We start from the raw sequence: 15,548 nt of genomic DNA, 5'->3' as shown, positions 1-15,548 counted from the left end.
ATCAAGGGCTCTCCCGTCGATCAAGGGCGAACGGTCGTGGTTTGATCTCCGATCCGCGACCCTTTGCCCTTGATCGACGCGGAAGCCCTTGATCGACGGGGCGGAGGGGCGTCGGTGCGGCGACGGGCGGCTCGCGGGTGGGCGGGGGGTTCCTGGCGGGCGGAGGGGGCGTCTACTGCCCAGTAGGGTCCCCTGTGGGCAATTGGGACATGAGTGGGGCGCCCCTTTGCCTGCCAGGGCGTGAACAGGGGCGCCCTGCTCACATGCGGATACCCCAAAGGGGACCCCTACTGGGCAGTAGACCGGGACGCGAACCAGGTAGCCGAAGTGGTCCGAGTTCCAGGCGAGCCTGCGTGACCACCGTGGACGGATCGGCACGGCGCGTCCACGGTCACCCATACACCTGCGGTACCACCGTGGAGGCGCTCGCGCCGATCAAGGATTTCCCCGTCGATCAAGGGCATATGGCCGTGGTTTAGAGATCAAAGCACGACCATATGCCCTTGATCGACGGGGAAGCGCGGGCCCGGGCGCGGGGCAGAGCGGGCCCGGGCGCGGGGCGGGCCGGGGCGCGGGGCGGGGCAGGCCGGGGCGCGGGAGCGGGTGGGGTGGGTGAAGGCGGAATGAAGCCGGTTTGAAGTCGGGCTTGGGCACGATGGCGGTCACGGATGGGTGCGGTGCCGACTGTGGACGGTCGGCTGCAGCGGGGGAGTGGTCGTACATGCGTGTGCTGATTCGGCGCGGCTTGGCCGCGGGTGTGCTGGCCGGAGTGGTTGCGGCGGTGGCGTCCCTGGCGGCCGCCGCTCCGGCGTTCGGGGTCGCTGGCGGCGCGCCGGCGCCCGCCGACGGGTACGGCTTCGTGGCCGACGTCAAGGTGGGTGACGGGGTGCGCGGGTGCTCCGGGGCGCTGGTCGATCCGGAGTGGATCGTCACGGCGAAGTCCTGCTTCGCGCAGGGTGCCGCGCCGATCCCGGTCGGGCCGCCGGTGTACCCGACCACGGTCACGGTGGGCCGGGAGAACCTGGCCACCACCACGAAGGGGCAGGTGCGCACGGTCATCCATGTGGTGCCGCACGTGGCCCGGGACCTCCTGCTGGCGAAGCTGGCCAGCCCGGTGATCGACGTGGCCCCCGTCAAGATCGGCACCACCGCGCCGGTGGTCGGCGACGTGCTGCAGGTGGCCGGGTTCGGGCGGACGGCGGCGGACTGGGTGCCGGACCGGCTGCACCTCGGGTCGTTCGCGGTGCAGTCGGTCGCCACCGCGGCGCTGGACGTCGCCGGCGACCAGGCGACGCCGGCCAGCGTCTGCAAGGGCGACGCCGGCGGGCCGGCGTTGCGCGGCACCGGCGCGGCCATCGAGCTGGTCGCGGTCAACGGCGCCTCCTGGCAGTCGCGCTGCCACGGCGCGGACGCCGCGGAGACGCGCAATCTGGCGACGGAGGCGCGGCTCGACAACATCAAGGATTGGGTACGCCGGACGGTGCGCGGCAGCAACTTCGTGCGGCTGGGCACCAGCGCGCAGGTGCTGGATACCCGCGGCACCGGAAGTACGCCCGCCGCACCGCTGGCCGGCGGCAGCACCACATCGTTCCAGGTGACCGGGGTCGGTGGCGTACCGGCCAGCGGCGTCACCGCGGTCCTGCTCGACGTGACGGCCGTGACCACGGCGTACACCTATCTGACGGTGTTCCCGGACGGGACGCCGCTGAACCCCGCGCTGTCGATGGTGAACGCCGCCCCCAACCAGTTCCTCTCCAACACCGCGGTGGTGCCCGTCCCCGCGAACGGAAAGCTGGCCGTCTACAACCACGTGGCCGGCACGCACGTCGTAGCCGACGTCCAGGGCTACTACACCAGCACGGCGACGGCGGGTGGCGGGTTCGTGCCGGTCGACTACACCCGGTTGGTCGACACCCGTACCGGGCTGGGCGGCAGCACCGGTGTCGTGCCGGCCTGGGGGAGCCGGACGTTCACCCTCACCGGCGGGGTCATCCCGGCGGGCACGGGCACGGCCTTCGTCGACCTGGTGGTCGTCGGCGCGACCGGGTACGGGTGGATCGGCGCGTACCCGGCGGGCGGGGCCAACGACCGCAGCGTCATGGACTACGCGCCGGGCCAGACGTCGCACGGCATCGCCGTGAAGCTCGACGCCAGCGGCCGGGCGACGATCACCAACAACGGCACCACCGCGGTTCACTTCCTCGTCACCGCGACCGGCTACTTCACGACGAGCGCGACGGGCGGCGCGGGCCTGCGTACCCTGGCCGGGACGCGCAAGCTGGACACCCGGACGGTCGGCGAGGGCGGGCCGGTGCTGGCCGACGCCACCGTGGACGCCCCCTTGGGCGTGCCCGCCGGCGCGGCTGCGCTGGTCAACCTCACGGTCTTCCAGAACAACGCGGACGGGCACTTCCAGGCGTGGCCGGTCGGCGGCAACGAGCCGGCCGCGTCGCTGACGAACTACCCCGGTCCGAACACGACCGCCCGGTCGGGCCTGGCCGTGGTCAGGGTCGGCACGGACGGCAAGATCCGCATCCGGAACGTCAGCGCGGGCACCGCCCACATTCTGGTGGACCTGCAAGGCTGGTACGCGAACCCGCTGCCCGGCGACACCGTCGGCACCACGGCGTCGACAGCGTCGACCGCGGAGGCGCCGGTCGACGAGGCCGTCGCGGAGGCCGCCGTCGCGGCGGCGGACAGTCCGGGTGCGACGGTCGAGGACTACCTGTACCCGAACGCCGCGCAGATCCTGGAAGACCTGAACGTGCGGCTGATCTCCGGCGACGGGCACATCGTGCTGGCCGACTGTGACACCCCGGCGCAGGGCGACATCGGGCTGCTGGAGGTCTACACCACCGACCAGACGATCGGCGCCGACGGCCTCGGGTTGGTGTGCTTCAAGGTGCGGGCGCCCTCCGGGATTCTCAACCTGGAAGTCCCCGGCGTGTTCGAGATCCGCGGCGACGGGCAGCGCACCGGCACCGGCCACGAGGTCACCGCCGAGCTGATCAGCGACGACGGCGAGGAGATCACCGTCGACGTCGACCCGGACGGCAGCACCCAGGTCGGTCTCGGTACGGACCCGGACGCCTCGCCCACCATGCTGCTGCGCCTGACCGTGACGGGGTGATTCAGGTGATGCGTGCTCGGCTCGCCGCGTTGACGGTGCTCACCCTGCTCGTGGGATTCCTGTACGCCGTGCCGGCCCGGGCGCAGGACGAGCCCGAGCCCGTCGACCGGTCGATGGCGGTCAACCTGTGGCGTTCCGGCGGTGTGCAGGTCCGGGTCGCGGCCGAGTCCGCCCTGATCGGCTCGGACGACCAGGTACGGGCGTTCCTGGACGGCGGGTGGCAGGCGGCGCAGCGGCTGGACGAGCGCGACGCGGTCGCCCGCGCGATCAGCGAGGGCGGTCCGGCGGTACGGGCCGCGGCCAAGCAGGCGCTGGACGCCGCGGACGCCGGCGACCCGGACGCGATCGGCAGGTTCCTGGCCAGCGGCTGGCAGGGCGCGTCCGACATCGACGCCCGGGTGACCGTCAACCAGCTGATGGCGGCCGGCGGCCCGCAGGTGCGCGAGGTGGCCCAGGAGGCGCTGGACTCGAACGACCCGGAGGCGCTGCGGGCGTTCGCGGACTCGGGCTGGCAGGCGCAGTGGCTGACCGACCAGCGGTTGCGGGTCAACCAGGCGGTCGCCATCGGCGGGCCGCAGGTGAAGGCCGCCGGCCAGCGGGCGCTGGACGCCGGCACGCCGGAGGCGCTGGAGCAGTTCCTGGAGTACGGCTGGGCGGTCGCTTCGGCGCGCGACGACGAGGTCGCGACGCTGACCGACCTGGCGGCGCAGGCGGAGGCGGCCGGCGCGTTGGCCGCCGCGGAGACGCAGGCCGCCAAGGACGACGGCGCGCGGGCGAAGGAAGCCGCCGAGGGCGCGCGCCGGGCGGCGGCCGCGGCCGCGCAGGCGACGGAGGACGCCCGGGACAACGCCGCACAGGCGGGGGAGCACGCGAAGCGCGCCGCGTTCGCCGCCGAGCAGGCCGCCCAGGCGGCGCGGGTGGCCGTGCAGGCCGCGGCGGCGGCGTCCCGGGCGGCGCGGGCGGCGGCGAACGCGGCGGCGCGTACCGCCGCGGCGGCCGCGAAGGCGGGCGACGCCGCGGCGCGCGCCCGCAAGGCGGCCGCGGACGCGGCGACGGACGAGACGAAGGCCGCCCAGGCGCGCACCGCGGCGGAGAACGCCAGCGCCGCGGCGGAGAAGGCGCGCGACCTGGCCGGCACGGCGGCCGCCGCCAGTGAAGCGATCGGCGCGGGTCTGGCCGCGATCGACGCGGCCAAGTCGGCCGCGCACAACGCCAACCTGGCGGCGGCCGCCAACGACGAGGCCGTTGCGGCCGCGAACGCGGCGGGCGCCAACACGTCGGAGGCGGTGGCCGCCGCGCAGCGGGCCCGGGACAACGCGGCCCGCGCGACACGTGCGGCCGAGGCGGCCGAGCGGTACCTGCGGGTGGCGATCGCCTCCGCGATCGCCGCGCGGGACGCCGCCAACCGGGCCGCCGAGAACGCCCAGGACGCCGCCGAGGCCGCGATCGAGGCCGCCGAGCACGCCGGGGAGGCCGCCGAGGCGGCCGGCCGGGCGACCGCGCACGCCGAGGCCGCCACCCTGGCGGCGCAGGACGCGGTCAACGCGGCGACCCAGGCGGTCGCGGTCTTCCAGGCGGCCCGCCAGGCCGACGACGAGCGCCTCGCCGTGGCCAAGGACCAGGCGCTGGAGGCGGCTCGGGCCGGACGGACACAGTACGAGGCGCAGCAACAGATCGCCGACTGGGACGCCGAGGAGGCGACCAAGCGGACCGCGGAGACCAACCGGCTGCTGGCGCTCGCGCGGGACCCGGCCACGCCGCCCGCGGAGGCGGTCGCCGCCGGCCGCCGGGTCGCGCTCAGCCTGGCCGGGGCGCAGGGGACGTACACCCGGGAGGCCGCGTTGGCCGCGCTCGGCGGCAGCGACGCCCAGATCCTGCTGTTCGTCCACACCGGACTGCCCGCGGCCAACGCCCGGGACGACCGCCAGACGGTGATGGACCTGGCCGTGACCGACAACGCCGCGCTGTCGGCCGCCGCGCGGACCGCGCTGGACGGCACCGACGCCGACGTGCGGACGTTCCTGCGGACCCAGAACTACCCTGGCCGCTTCACGAAGGACCGGGTCAAGGTCAACCAGATCATGGCCGCGGCGCGGACCGCCGGCGACACCGTGCTGATGCAGCGGGCGCAGGAGGCGCTGGACGCCGGGACCCTGCAGGCGCTGCGTGACTTCCTGGACACCGGGCGGTTCGTCGCGGCCGCGGTCGGCGAACGGGTACGGGTCAACCAGCTCCTCGCCGACCCCACCAGCGGCCCGGAACTCAAGGCGGCCGCCCAGGTCGCGCTGGACGGCCCGCCGACCGCGCTGCGCGAGTTCCTCCAGGTCGGCCGGTACGCGGCGGCGGAGCGCGACCACGAGGGCGCGGCTCACCTGGCCATCGTCGGCGGCCTGCTGGAGAGGATCAACCAGGCCGCCGAGTCGGCCATGCAGCACGCGCTGGAGGCGCAGGCCGTGGCGGCGCAAGCCCACGGGGACGCCCAACTGGCGGCGGACTACGCGAACCAGGCCGCCGCGTCGGCCGAGGAGGCCGCCGAGGCCGCCGAACGGGCCGACGCGTACGCCGACGACGCCGCGCGGTCCGTGGAGAAGGCGGCCGCCGCGGTCGCCACCGCCAGGAACGCCGCCACCCAGGCCAACGCGTCCGCCCGCAGCGCCGTGCGGTCCGCCGCCTGGGCCATCGCCTCGAACGACCGGGCCGTGCAGGCCGCCAAGGAGGCGTACGACGCGGCCAAGCGCGCGTACGACTCGGCCGTCGCCGCCAACGCCAGCGCCGAGGCGGCGGCCAACGCCGCCAAGAGCGCCTACGACGCCTACATCTACCAGCAGCAGATCGAGATCCATAACTGCTTCGAGATGTACGCCGACAGCCCGGTGGCGGACCTGGAAAAGTACATGGACGGCACCAAGTACCAGTGGTTCGCGAACTGCGCCGGCAACGTGCTCGCCGATCCCACGGAGATGTTCACCCGGGCGTACAAGCACGGCGTCATCTGCGACGGCGTGTACGCCCCCGGCAGCCAGGGCCACGAAAACTGCACCAACGCGGTGTTCGATCCGATGTTCACCGGCAACCTGCAGATCTCACTCCTCCTCGTAGCGGTCGAATTCGCGAAGAACATATTCCTCGTCGGCGCCGCAGCGAGCATCGTCGGCTGCATTCTGGTGCTCCCGTGCGGGCTCGCGGCCGGCGCGTTGCTCACGATCGGCGACGTCGGGCTGAACGTCTTCAAGTTCTTCAACGGCGACCAGTCGCTGCTGCAGACCCTCATCAACCTCGGCGCGATCGCGCTGGAGACGCTGCTCCTGGCCGGCCTGGGCAAGCTGCTCAGCGTCGGCTTCCAGGCCCTCAAGGCGATGTACCTCGCCGTGCAGGGCCTCAAGGTCGCCGAGGCCGGACTCCGTGAAACCGGCAACCTCACCCTGCTGCGCCTCGGCGGGCTGGCGTCCTGTCTGGGGCGACACAGCTTCGATCCGGGCACCCCAGTGCTGATGGCCGACGGCACCCGTCGTCGGATTGTCGACGTCAAGGTGGGCGAACAGGTCCTGGCGACCGATCCGGCCTCTGGGCGGACCACTCGCGAGCGGGTCACACGTGTGTGGCGCAATCGTGACACCGCCCTGACGGACGTGCGGGTCGTCGATCGCGCTGGCGCGTCGACAACGATCCGTACGACGCCCACCCATCCCTTCTGGGCGACGGCGGCCGGCGCTTGGGTCGAGGCGAGCGCGCTGGCGTCCGGGTCTCGACTCCAGAGCCGAGATGCCGAGCCGGTCACGGTCACCGGCGTGCGCTCCTACACCGGCTCGAAGATCATGTACGACCTGACGGTCGCCAACACCCACACCTACTACGTGATAGCGGGACGCGCGCCGTTGCTCGTCCACAACACCGGATGCGATCAGGTAATCATGGAGGCGTTCGGGATACGCGCCTCAGGGTCAGTCGCACCAGGACGCAACATCGCCGTGGCCCGCACCGAAATCGCCGGTGGGATCCCCGAATTGCTGTCCGCGGTGAGCGGACTGGGCCGGCGTGACGGGTTCGTGCCAGAGATCGGCCCGCACAATCCGCAGATTTTCATTCCCTGGCAGGTCGGCGATCACAACAACAGGATGAGCGAACCCGAGTTCAAGATTCTGAACTACATCGCGCACCAGCTCGGGCCCTCGCCGAACGTGTGGGGCACCATCGTGCTGTACTCCGAACGCATCGTGTGCCCCTCGTGTGAGTGGGTGATTCGCCAGTTCAGAGAGAGATACCCTCACATCGAGCTGACCGTCCTTACCGGAGGAGGATAGCCGCGGTCGTGGCGGAGATGAGTGCGGCCCACGAGGCCGTCGAGTCCGGTGACCTGGAGACGCTCGCTCGCCTCCTGCGGACCGGCGAGGCCAACATCCACGAGGAGTTCGACGGCCTCACCTTGCTGCACCACGCCATCGACGTGGAGCTGGACACCCATACCCAGACCGGTGGACCGCTGCACGTCGACACGACCGCGCTGCTGCTGGCTCTCGGCGCCGACCCGCGCCGGGGGTCGGCCGGCGGCGTAGGTCCCACCGCCGAGCACGTTGCCTTCGTCAACGGTCACTGGCTCGCCTCATGCCTATTCGAAGGCTGGGGGCGTGGCGGCGGCTAGCGCAGCGCCGGGCAGCGCCGGGGGCGGGGGATGCCGCGCTCGTCGAGGATCCGCTCCAGCACGGTCGGCCAGGAGGTCATCAGGCCGTCCGCGCCCGCGTCGATGACCGCGTTGTAGGTGGGCTCGTCCTCGGGGCGGTGCCGCTGAACCACACGTGCACGGCGTACCCGTCGGCGTGCGCGCGGGCGACGAACTGCGGGGTGACGACCGGGATGCCCTGGAAGGTCATCGGCACCTGGAGGGCGACCGTGCCGTCGATCGGCCGTACGCCGGCGAGGAAGTAGTTGGTCAGCCCGGTCAGCCCGGGTGCCAGCGGCACCCGCGGCGCCAGTCGGTGGAACTCGGCGATCGCCGCGTCGTTGAACGACGTCACGATGACGTCCTTCGTACGGCCGGTGCGGGTCAGCAGGTCGGCGAGCAACCGCGCGTTGTGCAGGAACGACTCGGTGTCGGCGTCGCTCGTACCCTTGATCTCGATGCTGATCGGCACCCGCCGGAACCCGGTGAGCACCTGGCGCAGCGACGGGATCGCGAAGTCGGCTGCCTGGTAGCCGCGTGGCGGCCGGCGGTCGTGGGTGCGCACGCCCCGCAGCGGGTACGACTCCGGCGGCAGCCCGGGGACCGCGTTGCGACCTGGCACGAAGTTGTAGGCGGCGTCCAGGGCGCGCACCTCGCGGTAGGTCTGGTCGCGGACCCGCCCGGTCCCGCCGGTGGTGCGGTTGACGGTGGCGTCGTGGATCGCGACCAGGACGTCGTCGGCGGTCGAGTGCACGTCCAGTTCCAGCATGTCGGCGCCGGCGGCGACCGCCTGCCGGTACGCGTACATGGTGTTCGACGGTGCCTCGCTCTCACCGCCCTGGTGCGCGATGTGCAGGAACCGCTCGGCCAGCCAGGAATTGCCGGGCCCGGCGGCGGCCTGGGCCGGGCCACCCGGCGTGATGGCGAGAGCCAGTACGGTCATCGAGGTCATCGAGGTCGTCGTGGCGGCGGCGGCGCGCCGGAGGAAGTGTCCATCAACGCCCATCGACCCAGTATCACCCTCTGACGTCGCTGGTGAGGATCAGCACCTTGCCGACCGCGCCGGCCTGCACCTCGGCGTGCGCCCGCGCGGTCTCGTCCAGCGGGTAGTAGTGCAGCGGCAGGCCCGCCTCCGGGCCGACCCGGATCGCGCCCTCGGCGGCCGCGTCGGCGACGTCGTTGACCGCGTGTGCCTTGGCCGCCTCGGGCAGGGTGTAGACCAGCACGAACTGCCACCGTGCGTTCGGCACCATCAGCGCGCGCACCGGCAGCGTGAGCGGCCCGTCGTCGGCGTACACCGACACCACCGCGTGGCGGGCCACGACCCGCGCGTCGACCTCGGCGTTCGTGGCGGGGGCGACCTCGACCACGGCGTCCACCCCGTGCGGTGCGACCTTGTGGACCTCGGCGACGACGTCCTGCCGCCGGTAGTCGATCACGTGGTCGGCGCCCGCGGCCGCCGCCAGCTGCGCCTTCGACGGGCCGCTGACCGTCGCGATCACCGTGGCGTCCGCCCACCGCGCGAGCTGGACCGCCGCGTTGCCGACCGCGCCGGCGCCGCCCTGCACCAGCACGACCCGGCCGGCCAGCGCGCCGGGGTTGAGGCGGTCCGGCAGCGTCTCGCCGGCGGTCAGGCAGCGGTGCGCGGTCAGGAACGGGATGCCGAGGCCCGCCCCCAGGTCGAACGAGGCCGCGCCGAGCCGGACCACCTGGCGGGCCGGCACGAGCGTGTACTCGGCCGCCGTACCCCAGGGTCGCTGCCAGGCGGCCTCCCAGATCCACACCCGCTCGCCGATCAGGGCCGCGTCGACGCCCCCGCCGACCGCCTCGATCACGCCGGCGCCGTCCTGGTTGGGGATCTGCCAGCCGGCCGGCGGCGGGGCGCCCGACCCGTCGCCGCGGCGCGACTTCCAGTCGGTCGGGTTGACCCCGGAGACCGCGACCCGGACCAGCACCTCACCCGGGCCGGGCTGGGGCACCGGGCGTTCGACCAGTTCCAGCACCGACGCGTCGCCGGTGCGCGTGTAGACGACCGCTCGCATTCCACCCATCTTGCCGTGCCGTGAACCTTTCCGGGGCGGGAGTGCTACACACCAGGTGATGCTGGCAGAGAACGGGGACGCCGCGCTGCTGGGGCGGGTGGCGCAGGGTGACAGCGCCGCGCTGGCCCGGCTGTACGAGGCGCACGCCGGGCGACTGTTCGGCTACCTGTTGCGACTGACCGGTGACCGGATGACCGCCGAGGAGGTCCTCCAGGACACCATGCTCGCGGTGTGGCGGTCCGCCGGCGGCTACGCGGGCGGGTCGCGGGTCACCACCTGGCTGTTCGGGGTGGCGCGGCGGCAGGCGTACTACCGGCTGCGGGGCACGCCGCCGCCCGCCCCGATGCAGCCCGTGGACCACCCGGACCACGCGCCCGGCCCGGACGAGCTGGCGATCGCCGCGGCCGGCGGCACCCCGGTCGCGGAGGCGGTCCGCCGGCTGCCCGACCACCACCGGGAGGTGATCGGGCTGGTGTTCGTCGCGGGACTGCCGTTGGCGGACGTCGCCGAGATCCTCGGTGTCCCGGTGGGGACGGTCAAGAGCCGCCTGCACCACGCCCGAGCCGCGCTGGCCCGCACGCTCGCCACCCAGGGGGTACCGGAATGAAAGAACGGCTGGCGGAGTACGCGGCCGGCACGCTGACGGCCGCGGAGCGTACCCACGTCGAAGACCATCTGGCGGTCTGCGCCGACTGCCGCGCGGACCTGGCCGGCTGGGTCGGGCTGGCGTCCGCGGCCCGCGCCGGCACGGCCGGCGCGCCGCCGGCCGACGACCTGGTGTATCGGGTGATGGTGCGCAGCGCGCTGGCCGAGCCCCAGCCGATCGCGCGGCGCCCGCGGTGGTTCACCTTTGCGCTGGTACGTGCCGAGGCGCGGCTGCTGCGGCCGTCGGTGCTTGTGGCGTCGGCGCTGGTGATGGCGCTCGGCGTGGTCCTGGCCGCCATCCAGGGCGCGACGGCGGACGGCTGGGCCGGAGAGATCCTCGCGCTCGTCGCGCCGCTCGTCGCGGCGGCCGGCATCAGCGGCGCGTACGGGCCGCAGCGCGACCCGGCGTTCGAGGTGGTCGCGGCGACACCGACGTCGCCGCGGCTGATCCTGCTCGTGCGGATCACCCTCGTGTTCGGGTACGACCTGCTGCTGGCCTTGGCGGCGTCCGGCGCGGTGGCCCTGGTCGGCGCCGACGCGGGCGGCCTGTGGGCGCTGGTGGTCGCCTGGCTGGGGCCGATGGCGCTGCTGTCGGCGCTGTGCCTGGTGCTGGTGGTGTGGGTCGGCCCGGACGTCGCGATCGGTGCGGCGCTGGCGCTGTGGGCGCTGCGGGTGCTGGCCGGCAGCGCGTTCGCGGACGTGACCGCGCTGGTCGAGGTGTCCCGGCTGGTGTGGGCCACCAACGCGGGCACCGCGGCGGTGGCGGCGGCGCTGGCGCTCGTCGCGGTGATTCTCGCCGGCCGCGGTGAACCTGTCCGGCGCTCCGGCGCTACCCACCTGCTGTGAAACCACTGTCTTTGTGGCGGCACGAGGTGCGCCGCACCGGGCGGGCCGCGCTACTGGCCCCACCGCTGGTCGCCGGCCTCGTCGTCGCCGTCACCCTCGCCAACGGCACCGCCGGCGCCGAGAGCGAGGCCATGCGCAACCTGTTCAACTCGGTCGAGATGGCGATGCCGCTGGTGGCCGGGATCGGCGCCGCGTCGCTGATCGGCCGCGACCCGGCCGCCGAACTGCACCTGACCCTGCCGACCCCGTACCGGGCGACCCTGGTGCGCCGGCTGGCCATCGCGGTCGGCTGGACCGCGCTGGTGGCCGTCCTCATCGTCGCGGTGCTCGTGGTCACCGGCTGGTGGGCGCGCTGGCCGGAGGCGCACGGCGCGTTCGTCGGCCAGCTCGTGTGGCTCGCGCCCACCCTGTGGCTCGCCGCGGCCGGCTTCCTCGCCGGCGCGGTGTTCCGCGGGCCGGCGCCGGCCAGCGGGCTGGTAGCCGTGCTGTGGATCCTGCAGCAGCTCTTCGCCGGCGGGTGGCAGGAGCACCAGTGGTCGCGGCTGCTGTACCTGTTCGCGACGACCCGGGGCACCGTGCCCGGGGACTGGCTGGCGAACCGGCTGACCCTCGTCGCCACCGGGGTCGCGCTCGGGTACGCCGGATGGCTGCTGGTCGGCCGCGCCGAACGGCTCATCGGTGAGGAGGCGGAGTGACCGCGACCGCGCGTTACGAGCTGCGCATGATGCTGCGCAAGCGATCCATGTGGATCACCATGGGCATCATGGTCGCCCTGCTGGGCGTGATCAGCTTTGAGCAGTTCCGCGAATTCCTGCGCGACGACGACCCCAAGTACGTCATGGTGCAGGCCGCGCTGCTGCTCAACCTGTTCCTCCCGGTCGGGTACGGCTGCCTGCTCGCCGACCGGCTGATCCGCGACCGGAAGCTCGGCGTGGCGGCGATCCTGGACGCCACCCCCGCGTCCCCGGGGGCCGCCTGGTCGGCAAGTACGCCGGGGTGTGCGCCGCCGCCGCGGTGCCCGTCGCGCTGCTGTTCTTCGGGTTCGCCGCCGTGTACGCGGCGGTCTCCGGCGAGTACGCCGCGCTGCCCTGGGCGCTGGCCATCTTCGCCACGGTCGTCGCGCCGGCGGTGCTGTTCGTCGGCGCGTTCGCGCTCGCCGTCCCGCTCCTCCTGCCGGCGCCGCTGTTCCGGGTGCTGTTCGTCGGGTACTGGTTCTGGGGCAACGCGATCAGCCCGGTCGCGATGCCCACCCTGGCGCAGACCGTGATCGCGCCGATCGGCGACTACCCGATGCGGGTGCTGTTCGGCTTCAGCAGCCGCGACGGCACCCTCGTCGGCCCGCAACCGGGGGCCAGCCTGAACTTCCTGCGCCCCGACCCCACCCCGTTCACCGCGTGGCTGTCCATCGCCATCCTGCTCGCCATCGCCGCGCTCGTGCTGTACGCCGCCGAGGCGGCCCGCGCCCGTACCACCCGATAGGAGACCACGTTGCGAATCGACATCACCGGGCTGACCAAGCTTTACAAGGGTGGCGTGGCGGCGCTGGACGGGCTGGACCTGGTCGTGCCGACCGGCATGTTCGGGCTGCTCGGGGCGAACGGCGCCGGCAAGACCACGCTGATGCGCATCCTCGCCGGACTGCTGCGGCCCACCGCCGGCCGGGTCCGGATCGGCGACCACGACGTGACCACCCGGGCCGGGCGGCAGGCCGTCCAGCGCACGCTCGGCTACCTGCCGCAGGATCTCGGCGTCTACCCCGACCTGACCGCCCGCGAGTTCCTGGACTACATCGCGTTGCTCAAGGGCGTCGACGACACGGCGGCCCGGCGGCGCCGGGTGGGCGAGCTGCTCGAGGTGGTCGCGCTGACCGCCGACGCCGACCGGCGGCTGCGCGGGTACTCCGGCGGCATGCGCCGGCGGGTGGGCATCGCGCAGGCCCTGCTCGCCGACCCGCGGCTGCTCATCGTCGACGAACCCACCGCCGGGCTCGACCCCGAGGAGCGGATCCGGTTCCGGACCCTGCTCGCCCAGCTCGCCGGAGCCCGTACGGTGCTGCTGAGCACCCACATCGTCGACGACATCGCGCAGACCTGCCGGGAGCTCGCCGTGCTGTCCCGCGGTCGGCTCACGTTCCGCGGCACGGTGGACGAGCTGACCCGGCAGGCCGAGCGTCGGGTGTGGACGGTCGTCACCGCCGGGCCGGCCCCCACCGCCGGGACGGTCGTCTCGGCGGTCCCCCACGACGGCGGCATGCGCTACCGCGTCGTCGCGCCCACGCCGCCCGCCGTCGCGGCGGAGTCCGTCGAGCCGAACCTGGAGGACGGATACCTGGCGCTGGCCCAGAGCCGGTCCTGACCCGATCGCCGCCGCTACCCACCGCCGGCTGAGCCCGCGTACTCAGCGGGTCGGTCGGCGCCGATGGCGTACGAGGCGCCAGGCCAGCATGACGAGCCCGGCGAGCACCATGGACGCCGGGACGTACACCCACCATTGCGCCTGCCAGGGCGACGGCTCGATCGCGGTGCCGCCGACCGTGCCCTCTTCGAGCAGGTCGCGGGCGTACTGGGCGCATCCGTGGCCGGCCACGGTGAGCGGCAGGGTCTCGGCGTGGGCCGCGGTGAGGACGATCATGTCGCAGCCGAGGCCGGCGCCGCGGTCCTGCTGGATGACGGGTGCACCCGCACGCCAGGCGACCAGGGAAGGGTCGCCCGGCCGGTCGCCGGCCGTCCCGTCGGTGACGGCGCCGGTGGCGACGTCGAGGCGCTGCACCCGCCAGGTCTGCTCCGGGCAGTAGTCCGTCCACGCGCAGCCGCCGGCCGCGAGCAGGAGTTGGGTGCCGTCGGGCGTCCACGCGGCCGGCCCGGCCAGCCGCTGCCGCGTGGTCAGGGTGACGGTGCTCAGCGTCGTACCGGTGGCGGTGTCCAGGATCCGCAGCGAGCTGGTCTCCCCGCCGTCCGCCGCCTGGACCGCCACCCGGCGGCCGTCCGGCGCGAACGCCGCCCACCACCGGGAGTTCCCGGGGATCGTGGTGAGCGTCCGCACCGCGCCGGTAGCGACGTCGACGAGCACGACCTCCTCGTCCGGGGTGGGATCTCCTTCCCGTCCGGGCCGTAGGAGGTGCCGCCGTCGCCGCCGACGACGCCCAGGGCGGTGCGGCTGTCCGCCGCCCACACCGCCGGCAGGTACCCGGTGAGCCGCCGCTCCAGCCCGCGGGTCTCGCCGGTGGCCAGGTCGAGCAGGTCGTGCCGCAGCAGCCAGCGCCCGTCCGGCGACAGCGAGCCCGGCTCCCCGCCCGGCGGCAGATAGATCAGCCGATAGCTGTCGTCGGTCCCGATCAGCACCACCGCCGTCTCCAGGTTCAGGCTGTGGCCGGTGGTGAACACGAGCTTCGCCGGGCCGTTCGGGTCGCCGACGAACGTCTGCTGCCACAGGTGCGGATCAGCGACCGCGCTGGGCAGCACCTCCGGTCCGGCGCCGACCGGCTCGGGCGCGGTCCCCGCGCGTACCGGCAGCCAGGCCACCGCCGCGGCGAGCACCAGGCAGGCCAGCGCCGCGGCGGCCCGGCGCCGCCGCCGGCTGCGGCGCCCGCGCCGCCACAGGTCATCCGGCACGGGTACGCGGACAGCCAACTCGGCGGCGTCGGCGAGCGCCTGGGACAGGCGGGTGGTCATCGGGACACCTCCTGGAGTTCGGCCAGGTCGGGGGCGAGAGTGCGGAGCCGGGCGAGGGCGTCGCGGGTCTGGCTCTTGACGGTCCCGATGGAGACCCCGAGCGCCACGGCGGTCTGCGCCTCGGTGAGGTCCTCGAAGTAGCGCAGCACGAGCACCGCCCGCTGCTTGGGGGCCAGCCGGCGCAGCGCGCCGCGGACCGCGATCGCGGTGTCCAGCGGCCCGTGCGGCTCGACCGCGGCCGGCTCGGGCAGCCGCTCGACCGGCACCGGCTCCCGCCGCCACCGCCGCCACCAGGAGATGTGCTGGTGGTAGAGGGTTCGCCGCACGTACGCGTCGGGGTCGCCGCCGGCCAGGATCCGCTCCCAGTGCGCGGCGACCCGTACCAGGGTCTGCTGGACCAGGTCCTCGGCCAGGTGGGGGTCGCCGGTCAGCAGGTACGCCGAGCGCGACAGCGCCGCGACCCGTGCGTGCACGTAGTCGCGGAACGAGTCCTCGGGGGCCGGGGGCATGGCGGGCACACTACGAACACGCGCGCCGGACCCCGGATGGAGGGGTAC

General features: G+C 73.9%; 13 protein-coding genes. 8 read left to right on the top strand and 5 right to left on the bottom strand.

The genetic code is table 11. The annotated features are described in order from the left end of the window. Nucleotides 1-721 precede the first annotated feature (721 nt). From Prum_RS46145 to Prum_RS46135, 3 genes are read left to right on the top strand one after another with little or no spacing between them, the layout of a single operon-like run. The gene (locus Prum_RS46145; protein WP_173085673.1) at nt 722-3,130 is read left to right on the top strand and encodes a S1 family peptidase; all 2,409 of its coding nucleotides are present in this window, start codon (nt 722-724) and stop codon (nt 3,128-3,130) included. Between the two features lie 8 nt (nt 3,131-3,138). Next, nucleotides 3,139-7,431, top strand: coding sequence for a polymorphic toxin-type HINT domain-containing protein (locus Prum_RS54270; protein WP_281369173.1), 4,293 nt, complete (start codon nt 3,139-3,141; stop codon nt 7,429-7,431). 17 nt (nt 7,432-7,448) lie between these two features. Then, the gene (locus tag Prum_RS46135) at nt 7,449-7,769 is read left to right on the top strand and encodes an ankyrin repeat domain-containing protein (protein WP_218577912.1); all 321 of its coding nucleotides are present in this window, start codon (nt 7,449-7,451) and stop codon (nt 7,767-7,769) included. A 79-nt stretch (nt 7,770-7,848) separates the two neighbouring features. On the opposite strand, the gene Prum_RS46130 is transcribed toward Prum_RS46135, so the two are convergent. Both Prum_RS46130 and Prum_RS46125 read right to left on the bottom strand, forming a co-directional pair. Next, a complete protein-coding gene (locus Prum_RS46130; RefSeq protein ID WP_173085667.1) occupies nt 7,849-8,793 on the bottom strand; it encodes a glycerophosphodiester phosphodiesterase family protein in 945 nt (314 codons plus the stop codon). A gap of 10 nt (nt 8,794-8,803) precedes the next feature. Next, nucleotides 8,804-9,829: an NADPH:quinone reductase gene (locus tag Prum_RS46125; RefSeq protein ID WP_173085665.1), complete on the bottom strand. Its 1,026-nt coding sequence runs from the start codon at nt 9,827-9,829 to the stop codon at nt 8,804-8,806. A 58-nt stretch (nt 9,830-9,887) separates the two neighbouring features. Here Prum_RS46125 and Prum_RS46120 point away from each other — a divergent pair, with 58 nt between their 5' ends. From Prum_RS46120 to Prum_RS46100, 5 genes are all read left to right on the top strand, one after another. After that, nucleotides 9,888-10,436 (top strand): RNA polymerase sigma factor, encoded by a 549-nt coding sequence (locus tag Prum_RS46120; protein ID WP_173085663.1) that lies wholly within the window; start codon nt 9,888-9,890, stop codon nt 10,434-10,436. Continuing rightward, the gene (locus Prum_RS46115) at nt 10,433-11,320 is read left to right on the top strand and encodes an anti-sigma factor family protein (protein WP_173085661.1); all 888 of its coding nucleotides are present in this window, start codon (nt 10,433-10,435) and stop codon (nt 11,318-11,320) included. The genes Prum_RS46120 and Prum_RS46115 overlap by 4 nt, the downstream gene beginning before the upstream one ends. Next, nucleotides 11,317-12,015 (top strand): hypothetical protein, encoded by a 699-nt coding sequence (locus Prum_RS46110; RefSeq protein ID WP_173085659.1) that lies wholly within the window; start codon nt 11,317-11,319, stop codon nt 12,013-12,015. The genes Prum_RS46115 and Prum_RS46110 overlap by 4 nt, the downstream gene beginning before the upstream one ends. A gap of 301 nt (nt 12,016-12,316) precedes the next feature. Next, the gene (locus tag Prum_RS46105) at nt 12,317-12,799 is read left to right on the top strand and encodes a hypothetical protein (RefSeq protein ID WP_173085657.1); all 483 of its coding nucleotides are present in this window, start codon (nt 12,317-12,319) and stop codon (nt 12,797-12,799) included. Nucleotides 12,800-12,808: 9 nt separating this feature from the next. Next, nucleotides 12,809-13,675 (top strand): ABC transporter ATP-binding protein, encoded by an 867-nt coding sequence (locus Prum_RS46100; RefSeq protein ID WP_173085655.1) that lies wholly within the window; start codon nt 12,809-12,811, stop codon nt 13,673-13,675. A 42-nt stretch (nt 13,676-13,717) separates the two neighbouring features. On the opposite strand, the gene Prum_RS46095 is transcribed toward Prum_RS46100, so the two are convergent. From Prum_RS46095 to Prum_RS46085, 3 genes are read right to left on the bottom strand one after another with little or no spacing between them, the layout of a single operon-like run. Beyond that, nucleotides 13,718-14,293 (bottom strand): hypothetical protein, encoded by a 576-nt coding sequence (locus Prum_RS46095; protein ID WP_173085653.1) that lies wholly within the window; start codon nt 14,291-14,293, stop codon nt 13,718-13,720. Next, on the bottom strand, nt 14,218-14,991 hold the full coding sequence (locus tag Prum_RS46090) for a hypothetical protein (protein ID WP_173085651.1): 774 nt from the start codon (nt 14,989-14,991) through the stop codon (nt 14,218-14,220). Before Prum_RS46090 ends, Prum_RS46095 begins: the two co-directional genes overlap by 76 nt. Next, nucleotides 14,988-15,500: a SigE family RNA polymerase sigma factor gene (locus Prum_RS46085; RefSeq protein WP_173085649.1), complete on the bottom strand. Its 513-nt coding sequence runs from the start codon at nt 15,498-15,500 to the stop codon at nt 14,988-14,990. The genes Prum_RS46090 and Prum_RS46085 overlap by 4 nt, the downstream gene beginning before the upstream one ends. Nucleotides 15,501-15,548: the final 48 nt, after the last annotated feature.

This window comes from Phytohabitans rumicis, assembly GCF_011764445.1.
Taxonomy (GTDB): Bacteria; Actinomycetota; Actinomycetes; order Mycobacteriales; family Micromonosporaceae; genus Phytohabitans; species Phytohabitans rumicis.
Note: the sequence above shows the minus strand (reverse complement) of the source record. Positions and strands in the feature narration are given on the sequence as shown.

Bases quoted from the DNA above. Each gene is read 5' to 3' on its own strand.
- Prum_RS54270 (WP_281369173.1), top strand. From the start codon at position 3,139: ATGCGTGCTCGGCTCGCCGCGTTGACGGTGCTCACCCTGCTCGTGGGA.
- Prum_RS46120 (WP_173085663.1), top strand. From the start codon at position 9,888: ATGCTGGCAGAGAACGGGGACGCCGCGCTGCTGGGGCGGGTGGCGCAG.
- Prum_RS46085 (WP_173085649.1), bottom strand. From the start codon at position 15,500: ATGCCCCCGGCCCCCGAGGACTCGTTCCGCGACTACGTGCACGCACGG.
- Prum_RS46090 (WP_173085651.1), bottom strand. From the start codon at position 14,991: ATGACCACCCGCCTGTCCCAGGCGCTCGCCGACGCCGCCGAGTTGGCT.
- Prum_RS46145 (WP_173085673.1), top strand. From the start codon at position 722: ATGCGTGTGCTGATTCGGCGCGGCTTGGCCGCGGGTGTGCTGGCCGGA.
- Prum_RS46125 (WP_173085665.1), bottom strand. From the start codon at position 9,829: ATGCGAGCGGTCGTCTACACGCGCACCGGCGACGCGTCGGTGCTGGAA.
- Prum_RS46130 (WP_173085667.1), bottom strand. From the start codon at position 8,793: ATGGGCGTTGATGGACACTTCCTCCGGCGCGCCGCCGCCGCCACGACG.
- Prum_RS46115 (WP_173085661.1), top strand. From the start codon at position 10,433: ATGAAAGAACGGCTGGCGGAGTACGCGGCCGGCACGCTGACGGCCGCG.
- Prum_RS46135 (WP_218577912.1), top strand. From the start codon at position 7,449: ATGAGTGCGGCCCACGAGGCCGTCGAGTCCGGTGACCTGGAGACGCTC.